26 protein-coding genes are annotated in these 14,194 nt (G+C 47.8%); all 26 read left to right on the top strand.

The features are described from left to right. The first annotated feature begins 380 nt into the window (after nt 1-380). On the top strand, nt 381-638 hold the full coding sequence (locus LIQ05_RS02485; protein WP_117469500.1) for a hypothetical protein: 258 nt from the start codon (nt 381-383) through the stop codon (nt 636-638). A gap of 65 nt (nt 639-703) precedes the next feature. After that, a complete protein-coding gene (locus LIQ05_RS02480; RefSeq protein ID WP_226818296.1) occupies nt 704-1,738 on the top strand; it encodes a hypothetical protein in 1,035 nt (344 codons plus the stop codon). A gap of 13 nt (nt 1,739-1,751) precedes the next feature. Further along, on the top strand, nt 1,752-2,825 hold the full coding sequence (locus LIQ05_RS02475) for a phage replisome organizer N-terminal domain-containing protein (RefSeq protein ID WP_226818292.1): 1,074 nt from the start codon (nt 1,752-1,754) through the stop codon (nt 2,823-2,825). Beyond that, nucleotides 2,710-3,573, top strand: coding sequence for an ATP-binding protein (locus LIQ05_RS02470; RefSeq protein ID WP_114002380.1), 864 nt, complete (start codon nt 2,710-2,712; stop codon nt 3,571-3,573). The genes LIQ05_RS02475 and LIQ05_RS02470 overlap by 116 nt, the downstream gene beginning before the upstream one ends. Continuing rightward, nucleotides 3,570-3,899 (top strand): hypothetical protein, encoded by a 330-nt coding sequence (locus tag LIQ05_RS02465; RefSeq protein WP_114002379.1) that lies wholly within the window; start codon nt 3,570-3,572, stop codon nt 3,897-3,899. Before LIQ05_RS02470 ends, LIQ05_RS02465 begins: the two co-directional genes overlap by 4 nt. Then, nucleotides 3,892-4,584: a DUF2786 domain-containing protein gene (locus LIQ05_RS02460; protein WP_226818289.1), complete on the top strand. Its 693-nt coding sequence runs from the start codon at nt 3,892-3,894 to the stop codon at nt 4,582-4,584. Before LIQ05_RS02465 ends, LIQ05_RS02460 begins: the two co-directional genes overlap by 8 nt. Nucleotides 4,585-4,609: 25 nt before the next feature. Continuing rightward, complete coding sequence (locus tag LIQ05_RS02455; protein WP_226818287.1) at nt 4,610-5,227, top strand: hypothetical protein; 618 nt, start codon at nt 4,610-4,612, stop codon at nt 5,225-5,227. Next, complete coding sequence (locus LIQ05_RS02450) at nt 5,224-5,655, top strand: single-stranded DNA-binding protein (RefSeq protein ID WP_117469505.1); 432 nt, start codon at nt 5,224-5,226, stop codon at nt 5,653-5,655. The genes LIQ05_RS02455 and LIQ05_RS02450 overlap by 4 nt, the downstream gene beginning before the upstream one ends. Beyond that, nucleotides 5,655-5,849, top strand: coding sequence for a hypothetical protein (locus tag LIQ05_RS02445; protein WP_226818285.1), 195 nt, complete (start codon nt 5,655-5,657; stop codon nt 5,847-5,849). The genes LIQ05_RS02450 and LIQ05_RS02445 overlap by 1 nt, the downstream gene beginning before the upstream one ends. Nucleotides 5,850-5,865: 16 nt before the next feature. Further along, entirely contained in the window at nt 5,866-6,129 is a 264-nt protein-coding gene (locus LIQ05_RS02440; RefSeq protein WP_226818283.1) for a hypothetical protein, read from the top strand. After that, nucleotides 6,104-6,919 (top strand): hypothetical protein, encoded by an 816-nt coding sequence (locus tag LIQ05_RS02435; RefSeq protein ID WP_226818281.1) that lies wholly within the window; start codon nt 6,104-6,106, stop codon nt 6,917-6,919. Before LIQ05_RS02440 ends, LIQ05_RS02435 begins: the two co-directional genes overlap by 26 nt. Then, nucleotides 6,916-7,092 carry a hypothetical protein gene (locus LIQ05_RS02430; protein WP_226818279.1) on the top strand — a complete coding sequence of 59 codons (177 nt, stop codon included), beginning with the start codon at nt 6,916-6,918 and terminating at the stop codon, nt 7,090-7,092. Before LIQ05_RS02435 ends, LIQ05_RS02430 begins: the two co-directional genes overlap by 4 nt. Beyond that, on the top strand, nt 7,068-7,289 hold the full coding sequence (locus LIQ05_RS02425) for a hypothetical protein (RefSeq protein ID WP_114002373.1): 222 nt from the start codon (nt 7,068-7,070) through the stop codon (nt 7,287-7,289). Before LIQ05_RS02430 ends, LIQ05_RS02425 begins: the two co-directional genes overlap by 25 nt. Then, nucleotides 7,279-8,226 carry a radical SAM protein gene (locus LIQ05_RS02420; RefSeq protein ID WP_226818277.1) on the top strand — a complete coding sequence of 316 codons (948 nt, stop codon included), beginning with the start codon at nt 7,279-7,281 and terminating at the stop codon, nt 8,224-8,226. The genes LIQ05_RS02425 and LIQ05_RS02420 overlap by 11 nt, the downstream gene beginning before the upstream one ends. A 7-nt stretch (nt 8,227-8,233) precedes the next feature. Then, entirely contained in the window at nt 8,234-8,377 is a 144-nt protein-coding gene (locus LIQ05_RS02415; protein ID WP_226818275.1) for a hypothetical protein, read from the top strand. Further along, nucleotides 8,374-8,559 carry a phage N-6-adenine-methyltransferase gene (locus LIQ05_RS19635; protein WP_264292700.1) on the top strand — a complete coding sequence of 62 codons (186 nt, stop codon included), beginning with the start codon at nt 8,374-8,376 and terminating at the stop codon, nt 8,557-8,559. The genes LIQ05_RS02415 and LIQ05_RS19635 overlap by 4 nt, the downstream gene beginning before the upstream one ends. A gap of 43 nt (nt 8,560-8,602) precedes the next feature. After that, entirely contained in the window at nt 8,603-8,809 is a 207-nt protein-coding gene (locus LIQ05_RS20535; protein WP_320051478.1) for a DNA N-6-adenine-methyltransferase, read from the top strand. 3 nt (nt 8,810-8,812) lie between these two features. Further along, complete coding sequence (locus LIQ05_RS02405; RefSeq protein WP_226818273.1) at nt 8,813-9,088, top strand: hypothetical protein; 276 nt, start codon at nt 8,813-8,815, stop codon at nt 9,086-9,088. Continuing rightward, entirely contained in the window at nt 9,085-9,438 is a 354-nt protein-coding gene (locus LIQ05_RS02400) for a Lar family restriction alleviation protein (RefSeq protein WP_226818271.1), read from the top strand. The genes LIQ05_RS02405 and LIQ05_RS02400 overlap by 4 nt, the downstream gene beginning before the upstream one ends. Then, nucleotides 9,401-9,637, top strand: a complete 237-nt coding sequence (locus tag LIQ05_RS02395; RefSeq protein WP_226818268.1) for a hypothetical protein — start codon at nt 9,401-9,403, stop codon at nt 9,635-9,637. The genes LIQ05_RS02400 and LIQ05_RS02395 overlap by 38 nt, the downstream gene beginning before the upstream one ends. A gap of 4 nt (nt 9,638-9,641) precedes the next feature. Beyond that, the gene (locus LIQ05_RS02390; protein WP_117469511.1) at nt 9,642-9,860 is read left to right on the top strand and encodes a hypothetical protein; all 219 of its coding nucleotides are present in this window, start codon (nt 9,642-9,644) and stop codon (nt 9,858-9,860) included. Beyond that, a complete protein-coding gene (locus LIQ05_RS02385; protein WP_226818266.1) occupies nt 9,829-10,014 on the top strand; it encodes a hypothetical protein in 186 nt (61 codons plus the stop codon). The genes LIQ05_RS02390 and LIQ05_RS02385 overlap by 32 nt, the downstream gene beginning before the upstream one ends. Before the next feature lie 115 nt (nt 10,015-10,129). Continuing rightward, entirely contained in the window at nt 10,130-10,579 is a 450-nt protein-coding gene (locus LIQ05_RS02380; protein ID WP_117503467.1) for a hypothetical protein, read from the top strand. A 285-nt stretch (nt 10,580-10,864) separates the two neighbouring features. Then, nucleotides 10,865-11,425, top strand: coding sequence for a site-specific integrase (locus tag LIQ05_RS02375; RefSeq protein ID WP_114002367.1), 561 nt, complete (start codon nt 10,865-10,867; stop codon nt 11,423-11,425). Between the two features lie 358 nt (nt 11,426-11,783). After that, nucleotides 11,784-12,344 (top strand): hypothetical protein, encoded by a 561-nt coding sequence (locus LIQ05_RS02370; protein ID WP_226818264.1) that lies wholly within the window; start codon nt 11,784-11,786, stop codon nt 12,342-12,344. After that, on the top strand, nt 12,331-14,184 hold the full coding sequence (locus LIQ05_RS02365) for a phage terminase large subunit family protein (RefSeq protein WP_114002365.1): 1,854 nt from the start codon (nt 12,331-12,333) through the stop codon (nt 14,182-14,184). Before LIQ05_RS02370 ends, LIQ05_RS02365 begins: the two co-directional genes overlap by 14 nt. Nucleotides 14,185-14,194 lie beyond the last annotated feature (10 nt).

The raw sequence follows: 14,194 nt of genomic DNA, 5'->3' as shown, positions 1-14,194 counted from the left end.
GTTTTGGACACAGCCTTTAATAATTATAGGGGAAACGTGAAGAAATGTCAATCGTTAGAAATACAAGGGAAGCCCCGTATTGCATAGACGGAATCACAAAGGCAACGGATCCATTCTGGAAAGTCTATTGTACTTGTGGTTTCACATTCCTTTCGTGCATTTCAAACGGCAAGTGTCCGAAATGTGGGCGCGTGGAAGGTAAACGAATGTTAGGCGATAGAACTTTCGAAGAAGTCGTCGCGGAACGCGGACAGCCGCGGCCGCTGGAAGAATAAATCAGAATAAATCAGAGTTTATCAGAGTAAATCCGACTTTATCAGAGTTTATCAGAGTTTATCAGAGTTTATCAGAGCAAATCAGAGAAAAAAGGCGGTGAAACTTTGAACAGACTAGGCTTTATCGTTTTGTCAATCCTTTCCCAGAACGGGGCGACGAACAAATTATCTTCAATGTCGGTTCAGGAGATTTCCGACACGGAAGAATTCGGCTATAAGCCGAACACAATTTTCAAAAAAATCAAGGAATTCGAAGACGCCGGATATATCGGCCGCGGCTTGAAAGAAGGCCGGGCGGACACGTTCTTCATCACGGACACCGGACGGGAATTCCTGGAAGGGGCGAAGCATGAAACGAAGTGACGCCAGAACAGAAACGACAACCGGACGGAAAACGTCCGATAATACCACGAAGGGAGAATCAGAACATGAAAAATAAAATTGCTTTTGTAGCGGTCGGCCAGGCCGGCGGCAACATTGGACAGCTTTTCGAAGATCGGGGCTTTAATGTCCTTTACATCAACACGTCCCAGGAAGACCTTGACACCCTGGAACACGCAAAATATAAATACCACATTCCGGGCGGTGAAGGTTGCAATAAGAACCGGCGGAAGGCGAAACAGCTTGTGATCGACGACTTCGACCGTATCGCGGCAGAGATTGAAACCAAAATCAAGGCGGATCTGACGTTCGTTATCTTCGCCAGCGGCGGCGGAACCGGTTCAGGAGCCGGCCCGATGTTGATTGACCTTTTAATCGACGAAGGCCGCGCCATCGGAGCGATCACGATTGTTCCGGGGCAGAATGAAAGCGTGAAGGCGCATATCAATTCTTACGACTGTTTTTCAGAGTTGACAGAAATCGCCGGAACGGCCGCTTGCTTCATCCTGGACAACGACCGGGCGGAAAAATTGTCAATCAATACTTCCTTCGTGGACGACTTCTGTTCGTTCCTGGAAGTGCCGGAGAAACACAAGAGCGTGAAGGGCAATATTGACAAGGCCGAAATCATGGAGACACTAAGCGCCCACGGAATGGCCCTTGTGACGTCCAGAAAGGCCAAAAACAGCGCCGAAACGATTAAGGCTATACAAGATAACCCTTACGCCCCTATCGAGGGCGACAGAGCCGTTAAATACATCACAGCGTCATTGTCGGACGGTGTAACCATGCCGGAACTGGAAAAAGCGATCGGAACCCCGATCGACACCTTCCAGACCTTCAATGACGAAGGAATCACAATTTGTTGTATTTCGGGGCTGACTTATCCACAATCACGTCTGGATATTGTGTATAAAAAAGTGGATGAAAACAAAGAGGTGATCGAAAAGAACCTGACAGCAACCAGAGAAACCCGGATGAAGAAATCAATTAACTTCCTGGACGATCTGGAGCCGCCGAAGAAGGCGGCGGAAGCCCCGAAACCAAAATCAAAACGGGACATTATGAGCAAGTATTTATAAAGGCGGTGTTTTTATGGCGGAAATTAACTGGATCAAACTTCGTGTAGATATGTTTGACGACGATAAAATCAAAATCATTCAATCCATGCCGGAAGGCGACGCGATACTGGTCGTGTGGATCCGTATTCTTGCGCTTGCCGGTAAATGCAACGCGAAGGGTCTTGTCTTGATCGAAGACGAATTCCCATATTCTGACGAAATGCTGGCGACTATTTTTAATAAGCCGCTGGCAACCGTCCGCCTGGCCCTTACGACCTTCGAGAAGTTCCACATGATCGAGAGAACCGAAAAAGGGATCTACATAACCAACTTCGAAGCGAACCAGAACAGCGAAGGCATGGAGAGAATCAGAGAACAAAACCGGATCAGACAGCAGAGACAGCGCGAAAAGAAACGCGCCCTTCTGGGAATGTCACAGCCGGAAGAAAAGTCAGAACCCCAGGAAGAACCGGCGGTTTTGCCGAAAGAAGAAGCTGAAATCGTGACCGATGGCGTGACGCGTCACGTTACATCACGCGTGACAAATCGTGAAATCACGGAACAGAATAAGAATAAGAATATAGATATATATAATATATCTTCTAACGAAGATATAGTCGAAACTTCGGGAAAAAAATCCGAAGTTCCTGACCGCGAACCGGAAAAACCGAAGAAAACGGATCGGTTATCTTATGACCTGATCGTGGAAGACTTTCGAAATACCTGTCCAGCCCTTCCAGGAATCCGCGGATTGAATGATACCAGGAAGGCGAAGATCCGTTCCCTGGTGAAAGAACTGGACAAACTGAAAATCTTTCCGGGGCTGGAACCCGAAAAAAAATTACACATCATTTTCCAGGCGGCACAGAACAGCGACTTTCTTTCCGGCAGAAATGGGAAATGGAACGGTTGTTCCTTCGACTGGCTGATAAATAAAACAAACGCCTTGAAGACGCTTGAAGGCACATATCAAAACAAAGGGGGATCCGCAAATGGAAGAATCAATCCAGGAGACAATGAACAAAATGTTTCCCGACCTGATGGCACGACGAGCGCGGCGCTTGAACGGTTCCGAAGAAACGCCGGACGATCAGACACCGAAATATAATTGCCCGATTTGCCATGATAGCGGCTGGGAAATGGTGACAGGCCCGGACGGGTACGAATTTTGTCGCCGGTGCAAATGCGGAATCTTCGAACGCCAGGCAATCGAAAGAAAGCTGTCCTTCGCCACTATCCCGAAGGAATTTGAAGGCCACACGGTCGAGAATTTCAAAACCGACTGTTATAGCACGAAGGAGAATCGCGAACTGGCCCAGATGGCGAAGGTTATCGCTTCCCGGTACGTGGAACAGTTCGACGAGATCCGGGAAACCGGCAAAGGCTTATATTTTTATTCACAGACAAAGGGATCCGGTAAAACCAGGCTGGCCGTGTCCATTGCAAACGACCTGATCCAGAAAAAGATCATCGCGGCAAAGTTCGCGACCACAATTCAAATTCTGGATCAGATAAAAGCAACCTGGGGCGGCGAATGGAAGAACGAAGAAACCGAACAGAAATTGATCCAGGAAATCGTTTCGGTTCCCGTCCTGGTGATCGACGACATCGGCGTCGAAGCCGTGAAACCCTGGATCAATGAGCGTTTTTATAATATCTTAAACGGACGCATGATCGAAAAGCGTGTGACAATTTTTACAAGTAATTGCCGCATGGAAGAATTGAATTTCGACGACAGAATCATAAACCGAATTATCAAAATGGCGTTGCCGGTGCAGTTCCCGGACGAATCAATCAGAACCGCAATCGCCAGGAAGGAGAACGACGACCTTCTGGATCGTCTTCTGGGGGCGTGATTATAGCGGTTGACTTCGACGGCGTGTTATCCAGTGCCGGAAAGTGGCCGGAAGTCGGGGAACCGAACGAAGCCCTGATGAACTGGCTTTCAGATCTTCGGACTGGCGGCCACAAGGTTATTTTGTGGACGTGCCGCGTCGGGGAAGCACTGGAAAGCGCGGTCGCCCAGTGCCGGGAACACGGGCTTGAATTCGACGCCGTGAACGATAATATACCAGAAATCGTTGAAATGTACGGCGTGAACAGCCGAAAAATAACGGCTGATTACTACATCGACGACAAAGCGGTCGTCGTTAAATTCGAGAAAGGGAAAGAACATGAATGAAGCAGATAACAAGATCATTGACAAGATCGAAAAGCTGATCGCCTTATCCAGTTCGGATAATGAGAACGAAGCGAAGGCCGCCATGTTAAAAGCACAAGAGTTAATGGCAAAGTACGAAATCGAAATGAGCCAGATCAACCCGGACAAGGCGAAGGAACGCCCGGTTGTGTCCTACACGTCACCGTCGTTCCGCGACGACTGGGTGGTCGATCTTGGCTGTCTGATTGCCGGGAATTTCAGGTGTCGGGCGGTTATTTCGTCAAGACGCAGATCCGGCGGCGCGTTCCGGCTTAAATTTTTCGGGTTCGACGAAGACGCACAGATCAGCATTAACATTTTTAATTATGCCGTGAAGGTGATCCGCCGGAGAATGGCGACACTTCGGGCGATTTATGCGGAAGCCGGCCGGGAGTTTGGCCGGAATGAAAAAATGAACTACGTCGAAGGCTTTAACGCCGGACTTCACCAGAATTTCGAAGACCAGAAGAAACAAAGCGAAACCTTCGCCCTGGCTTGCCTGGTTCCGGCAGAAGTGAACGCGTTTGTCGATGAAATCCCAGGAATGGAAGAATACCAGGAACGGGAATTTGAAAGAAGCAGTGAACACGATCTTCTTCGCCAGTATGGCTATATCGACGGGAAGAATTTTCAAAACGCCGGCGACAAGGAACGCCTGGCAGAATAGAAACGGGAAGGTGGTTGAATGAATTTTGTGGAATGTAAAGAAAAGTATTTTATCATTGTGGAAGGCGAGGAAAGAGCGATTATTCGAGGGACAGAGAAAGACGCTGAAAGAAAGCGAAAAAAACTTGCAAAGTACAGCAAGGGAAAGAAAATTTTTATCTTCAAAGCCGTCGAAAGAAACTGACCCGGAAGCGGAGATCTACGAAGCTATTAACCGGATTGAATTTCAGTTCGGAAAGGAAACCCACACGGTCGGCGAAGTGAACTTGTTATTCGCCTATGAAGTCGGCCTTGACATGTTCGCGGTCTATGTGATAGCCCTTTCGGAACATTACGGAGCGATTGTCTTCTACTTGCCGGAAGACCTGACAAGGGAGATCGCGCGGCACTTGCCGCCGGATGAAACATTCCAACGCTACATAGCGAATCTGATCGAACGCCAGGCCGGCCTTCGAAACATTAACACAGTTTTGAAGGGCTTCGGCATGGGTTGCGAAGCGGCCGCGGAAGCATTACTTGAACTATCCGCCGCGGTCGGAAAAGTCATGGACAAGCCGATTGACTACCGGGAAATGCCGAATAACTGGCTGAAAATGCACCACAAACCAATGAGACGAAAAGGAAAGGGGAGAAAAAGCAAATGAACAAATGGCTGGGATCTGGCAGACTTACGGACAATCCGGTTTTGAAATACGACAGCGACCGGGCCGTATTTGCCACATTTACGATTATGTGCGTCCGGGACGGTAAAATCCCGGACGGCGGCCAGGCGGTCGATTTTATCGACTGCAAGTGTACCGGACATAACGCGGAATTCGCGAAAAACTTTTTAAGAAAAGACAAGAAGGTCGAGATTGTCGGCCGTCTGGAATCCGGGCATTATACGGAGCCTGGCGGAAGAAAAATCTATACAAAGACTGTCCGCGTCTATGAAATCAACTTCGCCGAAACGAAGGCAGAGGAAGAAACACGAAGACAGACCAGGGAAAACGAACAGGTTCCACCGCCGGCGCCGGAAAATAGTTCGTTTATGGACATCCCGGAAGGGGACGGGGAATTCCCGTTCCGTTAATGGACGACTTAAAATACAACGGTTCCGGTTATCGTGACGTTACGGCGGAACGCGCGATCCGAAAGACCGATAAACAGCCGCAGGAAGTAACCGATCTTGTGGAGATATTCAGGAAAATTGCAGAATTACAAGGCTATGAGATCCACGGCCGGATCGGCTTCAAGAATAAGCACACCGGCATAATTTACAAATAGCCAGGAAGGAAAAAGAATGATGGTAAAAACAATTTGCACTTGCGACCGGTGCGGAAAGACGTTCGATGAAGTAAATTCAAAGACAATCAAAATAGTTCCGGCTAGAGCGGAGAGAAAAAAGAAAAGTCAGGAATCGAAGAAAAACGGCCTGTTTTGCGGTCTTTTCGACTTTATCAACAGATACACGGTAAAAGATTTTTGCCCGGAGTGTATCGAAGAAATTAAGGGCTTTATCCAGAAAGGAGCGATCGAGAGTGAAAACAGTCCTGATAAGCATTAAGGAAAAATGGTGGAAGAAAATTCTTTCCGGGGAAAAGGAACTGGAAATCCGCAAGAACAGACCGAAGGGGATTGAATATCCCTTCCGGGTGGTCTGCTATGTGACCGGCCGCGGAATCATGGGCGCGTTTACTTGCGACTATATCAAGAAAACCAACGATTACAAGGAACTTTCGGAATGTTCCGGCCTAGAACCTGGCGAATTATTCGAATACGCCAACGGGGCCAACGGGAAAACCGATACTTGTCTTTATGGCTGGCACGTCCAGGAAGGAACACCGGTCGAATTCGACCAGGCGTTCAAGATTGACACGGCCGGAGTTGTCAGGCCGCCGCAAAGTTGGTGTTATATCCAGGAATACACGGCGAACCTGGTCGCGTATAGCTTCGATGGCGAGACTTACGGAGCCACCTATAACAACACGAAAGAAGCCTTGAAGGACGCGATCGCGGAATTTGAGGAATTCAAGAAATATCCACCGAAAAGAGGGATTCCGAATAAGATCTTCGTCGGCCAGTGTGAATTTTATCGTCCGTCGCTTTCAAATTCTGGTTACGACGTGATCGAAGCGGTTCAGTGCCAGGCCCAGGACGAGGGCGGCGAGTGGGCCGACGATTACCTGGACGACGCCACAAAGGAACAGATCGAAGAACTGGAAAACGGCCTTGAAGCTGTCTTCCAGGATTGGATCCAGAAATATAATTTTTACCCGAATTTTTACACGATCCCGGCCGCGGATGTCTACACTTACGACGGCGAACAGCTTATCCAGGAAGGAGACGCGAAATGAAAGCCCTGGTTATAATGGCCGCCGCCGTGGTATTCCTAGCGTTTATCTTCGCACTGGCCGCGGCCGTGTCACGTAAAAGCGACGATGAAAAGAAGGACGAAGATCGGGAACAGGAAGAATGGATCTTGAAGGCCAGAAAGGAAAAGAAATGGAAAATCAACAGGAAAGAATAAATAAATTTATGTCCCTTATGACCGAAGCTAGCCAGGCGACCGGGATCACCTACGCAGTGGAACAGGGACAGGCGCTTGTCGTTTTTGACCTGGTAAAGAATGAACCGGTTGAACTGGAAATCGTTGTCGGAACCGAAGCAGTCCGCGAGAACGGACAGACATCGTTTACAACCTTCGATCGGTCGAATGTCGAGTAAAAAGAAAATCGGTCTGATTGATGTTGACGGACATAATTTCCCGAATATCCCATTGATGAAAATATCGGCATACCACAAGGCACGCGGCGACGATGTTTCGTGGTATCAGCCGTTATTTTCGGGACACATGGATCGGGTGTATATGTCAAAAGTATTCAGCTTTACACCGGATTATGAATATTATATCGACACCGACGAAGTAATAAAAGGCGGATCCGGTTATTGTATTTCTTTGAAGGACGGAAAAGAAGAATTCGACAAAACGAAGGACATTCCGCTTCCGCCGGAAATAGAACATATTTATCCAGATTATGGCCTTTACGGAATAACCGACACGGCTTACGGATTTCTTACAAGAGGATGTCCGCGCGGTTGCGACTTTTGCCATGTGGCCGCGAAAGAAGGAAAATGTTCGGTCAAGGTTGCTGATCTATCCGAATTCTGGCATGGACAGAAAAATATAATGCTATGCGATCCGAATATTTTAGCTTGTCGGGATTGGAAAGAATTATTGCAACAGCTAATAGACAGTAAGGCGAGGATAAATATAAACCAGGGCTTAGATATTCGGCTAATGACCGAAGAAAAGGCGGAAATGATCGGAAAACTTCGCGTCGAAAGCGTTCATTTTGCCTGGGATAAGTACCAGGACAAAGAAACAATCCTTCCGAAGTTCCGCCAGTTCAAGGAAATAACCGGATGGGGAGCCAGAAAAACAAGTGTGTATGTCCTGACGAATTTTGACACCACATTCGAACAAGACCTTGAAAGAATCTATACACTTCGCGATCTGGGCTATGATCCTTATGTGATGATTTACGACAAGGAACACACGAAAGGGAATGATCCGGTTCGGCTTCTTCAAAGGTATGTGAATAATAGGCGGATATTCCGAACAATCAGCCGATTTGAAGACTATGATCCGAAAAAAGGATGATTAAGGAGTGGAAAACAAAGAAAAGAAACCAAAAAACGAAACGGAACCTTCGGGGATCCTGGATGATTACGAATGTGACGGCCAGATGTCAATTTATGACTTCCCTGAATGGCTTCCTGATAGCATGAACACGAAAGGAAAGAATGAATGAACACAAATGTTATGTTTTCCAGCAAAACGGACGCATGGGCCACACCGAAGGCGTTCTTTGCTGAACTTGACAAGGAATTTCATTTCGACCTGGATCCGTGTGCTGATGAATTCAACCATAAGTGCGAAAAATATTATACCATAGCCGACAATGGCCTTTTGAAAGAATGGGGGGGGGCATAGGGTATTTTGCAATCCCCCGTATGGCCGGGAAATAGGAAAATGGGTGGAAAAAGCCTTTCGCACGAATGAGGATCACGGAAACCTTGTCGTTATGTTATTACCAGCGCGAACCGATACAAAATGGTTCCACGATTACATATACCACAAAGCGGAAATTCGCTTCATACGTGGTCGCCTGAAATTCGGCGATAGTAAAAACAGCGCCCCTTTTCCGTCAATGGTCGTCGTTTACGGCCAGAAAGGAAACTAGAGAATGGGAAAGAAAAATAAACGCCCGGAATATGTCATAATTTGCCGGGAATTCAATCGGGCCGCGGCCAGGATTGATATAACAGTCATAGACAAAGGCGTCACCGATCACCTGACGGACAGCCTTATAAAACTTCATTTACGCGATCCACACAAGCGTTATTTTCTGACCTTGAAAAAGGATTTTCAGATTTACGGCGCGGTTTGGAAGAAGCAGATCGAAACGATGGACATTAAGAACAATAAAAGAATTGTTGAACTGGGGGTTGACCTGGAATGAGCCGCCAGAGATCCCGGAGTGTAAAATATTATTGCTGTCCGGTTTGCGGAAAGAATTCGACAGACCGGATCGCAATCGAAAAGCATTACCGGGAAAGACACCCGGTAAAAATCGACGAAGTGATTTACTGTAATATTTGCGGCGCCGGCTGGCGCGTCAACGCATACGGCGACCGCGGAGCCAGGGAACGGGCGGCCGCCTGTTATCAAAGCCATATTGACAACGGGGACATGGACGAAACGGCCGGAAGGGCCTTTTTCCTGTCTGGCGGTTCGTTTGGCTATGTGAATGTAAAGAAAGGGGGCTTACAAGATGGCAAGAAGGAAAAAGAACCAGGAAAACGTGAATGAAACCGAAGATTTCAAGCCGGCACCGCTAAACGATAACGATCCAGAACTTGAAACGGCTTATTTGAATTCTTATTCGGTGGAAACGAAGGATATTCCAAAAGACGCGAAGCTGATCGGAGTTATCGAAGCCCTGGCCTTCCCGGTGGAGATCTACCAGGACGCCGACGGGAATTATATTTCATGTGTACAAGAAAGGTGAGGAAATGAGCAAAGAAGAAGCGGTTCAATTACTGACCGCGGCCGGATATAAAGCGAAAGTCGAAAATTCGGTCGTGATTGCCAGGGTTGAGAATTTCACAAAGAAAGAATTTGAAAAAGTTCGAAAAATCCTGAAAGACGCCGGTTATAATAGCAGTTTCGGGATCAAGGAATCGAAAGGGGAAGAAAAGAATGTCCAGGACGAAGAATCCGCAGAAACTTAAAGCCGGCGACACGATAAAATGTCGGGACGCGGACGACGCGATCAGGATGTCCGAAGAACTTCTGAAAGCTGGGATCTATACCGATTTTCTTTATTACAAAGACGGAAAACGGGGCTTGTGGCTGGAAGTGGTGAAAGATTATGAAAACGGTTGATTTGACAAAAAGATTGTTGTAAAATAAAAGGACGGAACGCCGTTTCCGACTTCTCCGCCCACAAAACCTTTAATAATCATAGCACGAAGCGGCCGTGATTGCAAGGGGAAGCCTAATGGCGAAACCGTCTAATAACAACGAAAGGAACCTTTTTAGAGACATTGACCTTCAAATTATGTTGTGTAATGAGCGAATCAAAAATCACAGAAGGTCGATTGACAAGATCAAAAAAATGTGTGGGTGGAATGGCCCTTCTGGCGTTGGTGGAATTGACTATTCGAAAGAGTCTTCGCCTAGCACTCACATTTCTTTTCTGGAAGGGCTGGAACTGATCCAGCGCGACGAAGCGAACATCCGAACACTGACAGAGGAACGGAAGGAACTTCGCCGGAGCAAAAAGCGCGTGCAAAAGATTTATTCGAGCCTGACCGGCTACGAAGAAAAAATCTATTACAACCGCGTGATTTTGAAAGAGACACAGCAAAGAACCGCCGAAAAAATCGGTCTGTCCGTCCGTCAGGAACAGCGGATCGAAGGGGACATGAAAGACCGCGGCTTGATCTGAAAATGAAAATTTTTTGAAACGAAAATTTTTCAAAAATTTGAACCGGTTTTTGAAAGACCGAAAGTTCGAAAAACCCAGTAAATACACGGGAAAGTGTAAAAATGCAATGTCGTATTTCATGTCGTGTTTTATGTCGTAAAAATGTCGTAAAAGATGTCGTGGAAATGTCGTGTTCCCGTGTGCTATAATGTGTATGTTGATAAGTGGATCAATAAGACCTTCGAAAAGGCGTCGCAGAAATGCGGCGCTTTTTTCATGCCTGAAAAAGAAAGGGGGGCGTAAATGATGAACACGGTCGAACCGATCCGGGACATGGATCTTGTTATGGATCTGGCCGACTATCTGAAATCGAACAACGAAAGAGATTACGTCCTTTTTATGTTCGGAATTTATACGGGCCTTCGAATTTCTGACATCCTAAAATTTCGCGTGCGCGATGTAAAGGGGAAAGACGCGGTTTATATTCGAGAGAAGAAAACCGGGAAGGAAAAGCGTTTCCCGATAAATTCAGAGTTACGGCCAGTTATCGACGAATATATTTCCGGGAAGCGTGACTTTGAATATCTGTTCCGTTCCCCGAACTATCAGAATAAAGCAATCACACGCCAGCAAGCCTATAACATATTATCGGCGGCCGGCCGGAAGTTTGGCCTGGACAGCATAGGAACGCACACATTACGAAAGACGTTCGGCTATCATATGTACCAGCAGACACACGACGCCGTGACACTGAAAGAGATCTTCAACCATGCAGACATAAGCGTCACACTTCGGTACATCGGGATCAACCAGGACAACAAAGACAAACTGATTAAGGGCCTGACCTTCAAGCATGGCCGCAAATAAAAGAACACCCAAACACGCCTTGAAGACGCGCGAAGAATGGGAAGTTCTTTTTCTTTTTACCCTGTACTTGACACAACGGGCGCGTGACAAGTGACGGTGTAGCCTTTTGTTCGCACTATAATGAAAGCGGACGTCCGCCGACCATTTGACACAATAGTAAGATATGACAAGAGAGGGGAGCGACCGACGGAGCGACCGGCCATGATGGTTTTTTGAAAAAAATTCCCGAAAAAATTTTAGGTTCTTCCGCCGGACAAAATTTTGTTGCGGGTCTACGAGGCCCAAAATCTTCCCAGATACAGAAAAAAAATAACGAAAGTTGCCGTTTCCGTTTCGGGCGGCAGAAAGGGGGCCAGGTATGGCAAAACAGGAAACAGAATCAGCGAAAGTCACGGATATAGACAGCCTGACCGTATCAGCGGCCGTCCTGGGGAACATTTTCGGAGTCACCGACCGAAGGATCCGCCAGATGGCAGAAGAAGGAATCATCGTCCGGGCGGCGAAGGGACGTTATAACCTGGTCGATTCCTTGAAGAACTATATTCTTTCGCTGAAACTGGCCGTTGACAGCAACGACGGCGACAATCCAGACGGCGAACTGAACTTCGAAGAAGAAAAAGCCCTTCACGAAAGAGTCAAGCGTCATATTTCAGAAATGAAATTGCAGACCATGAAGGGAGAACTTCACAAGGCGGACGACGTTCGCCATGTTATGACCGATATGTTATCGTCCTTCAAAACAAGAATGATGAACATTCCGGCCAAAGTTGCCCCAGTCCTGGAAGACCGCGACGCCGGTTATATCAAGGAACGCCTGACGTCGGAAGTCACGGAAGCGCTGAACGAATTAAAAGACTACAATCCGGCTGATTTTTATAGTGACGAATACGTGGAAGGTGAAGACGATGAACAAATCTGACCTTCAAATCGACTTTAAAACGGTGAAACTGTTCCGCGAGATCGCCCAGATTGTGGCGCCGCCCCCGATCCTGACAGTTAGCCAGTGGGCCGACCGGTACAGAAAACTTTCGGCAGAGTCCGCCGCGGAACCCGGACAGTGGAACACAGACCGCGCCCCATATCAGCGCGAAATTCTGGACGCGGTAAACGATCCGGCGTGTGAAGAAGTGGTTATCATGTCTTCGGCCCAGGTCGGAAAAACGGAATTGATTTTGAACACGATCGGCTATTATGTTGACTACGATCCGGCGCCGATCCTGGTTGTCCAGCCTACCCTTGACATGGCGCAAGCCTTTTCGAAGGACAGACTGGCCCCGATGATCCGCGACACGCCGGCATTAACGGACAAAGTAAAGGATTCAAAATCCAGGGATTCCGGGAACACAATTCTTCACAAGAAATTTCCGGGCGGTCATATTACAATGGCCGGCGCGAATTCTCCGGCGTCCCTGGCGTCCCGTCCGATCCGAATTGTCCTGATGGATGAGACGGACAGATACCCAGCCAGCGCTGGCGGCGAAGGAAATCCGATCAAATTAGCGGAAAAACGAACAAATACCTTCTGGAACCGAAAGAAAATCAAGGTTTCAACGCCTACAATCAAGGGCGAAAGCCAGATTGAAAAGGAATTTCTTTCCGGTTCACAGGAAGAATGGTGTGTTCCTTGCCCGTGTTGCGGCCGGTTCCAGCCTTACGAATGGGGGCGGATTCATTTTTCCGACGCGACAATGGAATGTTCGTTTTGCGGTGAACACATTTCCGAAATGGACTGGAAACAACAGACCGGAAAATATATCGCGAAATTCCCGGATCGCCGCCGGAAAAGGTCGTTCCACTTAAACGAATTAGCGTCGCCCTGGAAACACTGGGAAGAAATTATCCGGGATTTCCAGGAAGCTAACAAGGAATTGAAGGAAAACGGCGACATAAACAAAATGAAGACCTTTATCAATACCAGTCTGGGCGAAACCTGGGAAGAACGCGGCAAGAGTGCCGACGACGATTCCCTTCTTTCACGCCGGGAACGCTACGAAGCAGAAATCCCGGACGGCGTTCTTCTTCTGACGGCCGGCGTCGATGTCCAGGACGACCGTTTCGAAGTGGAGATCACCGGATGGGGCCGCGGCTATGAGTCGTGGGGGATCCGGTATGAAAAGATCTTCGGCGACCTGGAAAAAGACGAAACCTGGGATCGCCTGGAAGAATACCTTGACCGGGAATTATATTTCGCAAGCGGAACATCCCTTCTTCTGGCGTGTACTTGTATTGATACCGGCGGCCATTTCACAACACAGTGTTATAAATGGCTGAAAAAGATGGAACGCAAGGGCAAGCGCATTTATGGAATTAAAGGAATGGGCGGCCCTGGAATACCACTGATCCACAAGGTATCGACAAACAACCAGTATAAAGTGAAGGTCTTTATCCTGGGCGTTGACAGTGGAAAAGAAATCCTTATGACGAGATTAAACACGGTTGACGAAGGGCCGGGGTATTGCCATTTTCCGATTAACGCTGAACGTGGTTACAATGAAACCTATATCAAGGGTATCAATAGCGAACAGCGTGTCGTTCACATTAAGGACGGCCGTCCAGTCATTAAGTGGGTGAAGAAATCGGGAACCCGAAACGAACCGCTGGATCTTCGCAACTATTCCACCGCGGCCGCGGAAATTCTTCGTCCGAACTGGGACGTTCTGGAAGGAAAAATCAAGGCCGGTATAAACTACATGAAAAAACAGCCGAAAAAGAAGGCTACCAAAAAAACAGGCGTCGCAAGCCGCGGCGTCCAGTTGTAAAGGGGGGTTG

The organism is Blautia glucerasea (genome assembly GCF_020537505.1).
Classification (GTDB): domain Bacteria; phylum Bacillota; class Clostridia; order Lachnospirales; family Lachnospiraceae; genus Blautia_A.
Note: the sequence above shows the minus strand (reverse complement) of the source record. Positions and strands in the feature narration are given on the sequence as shown.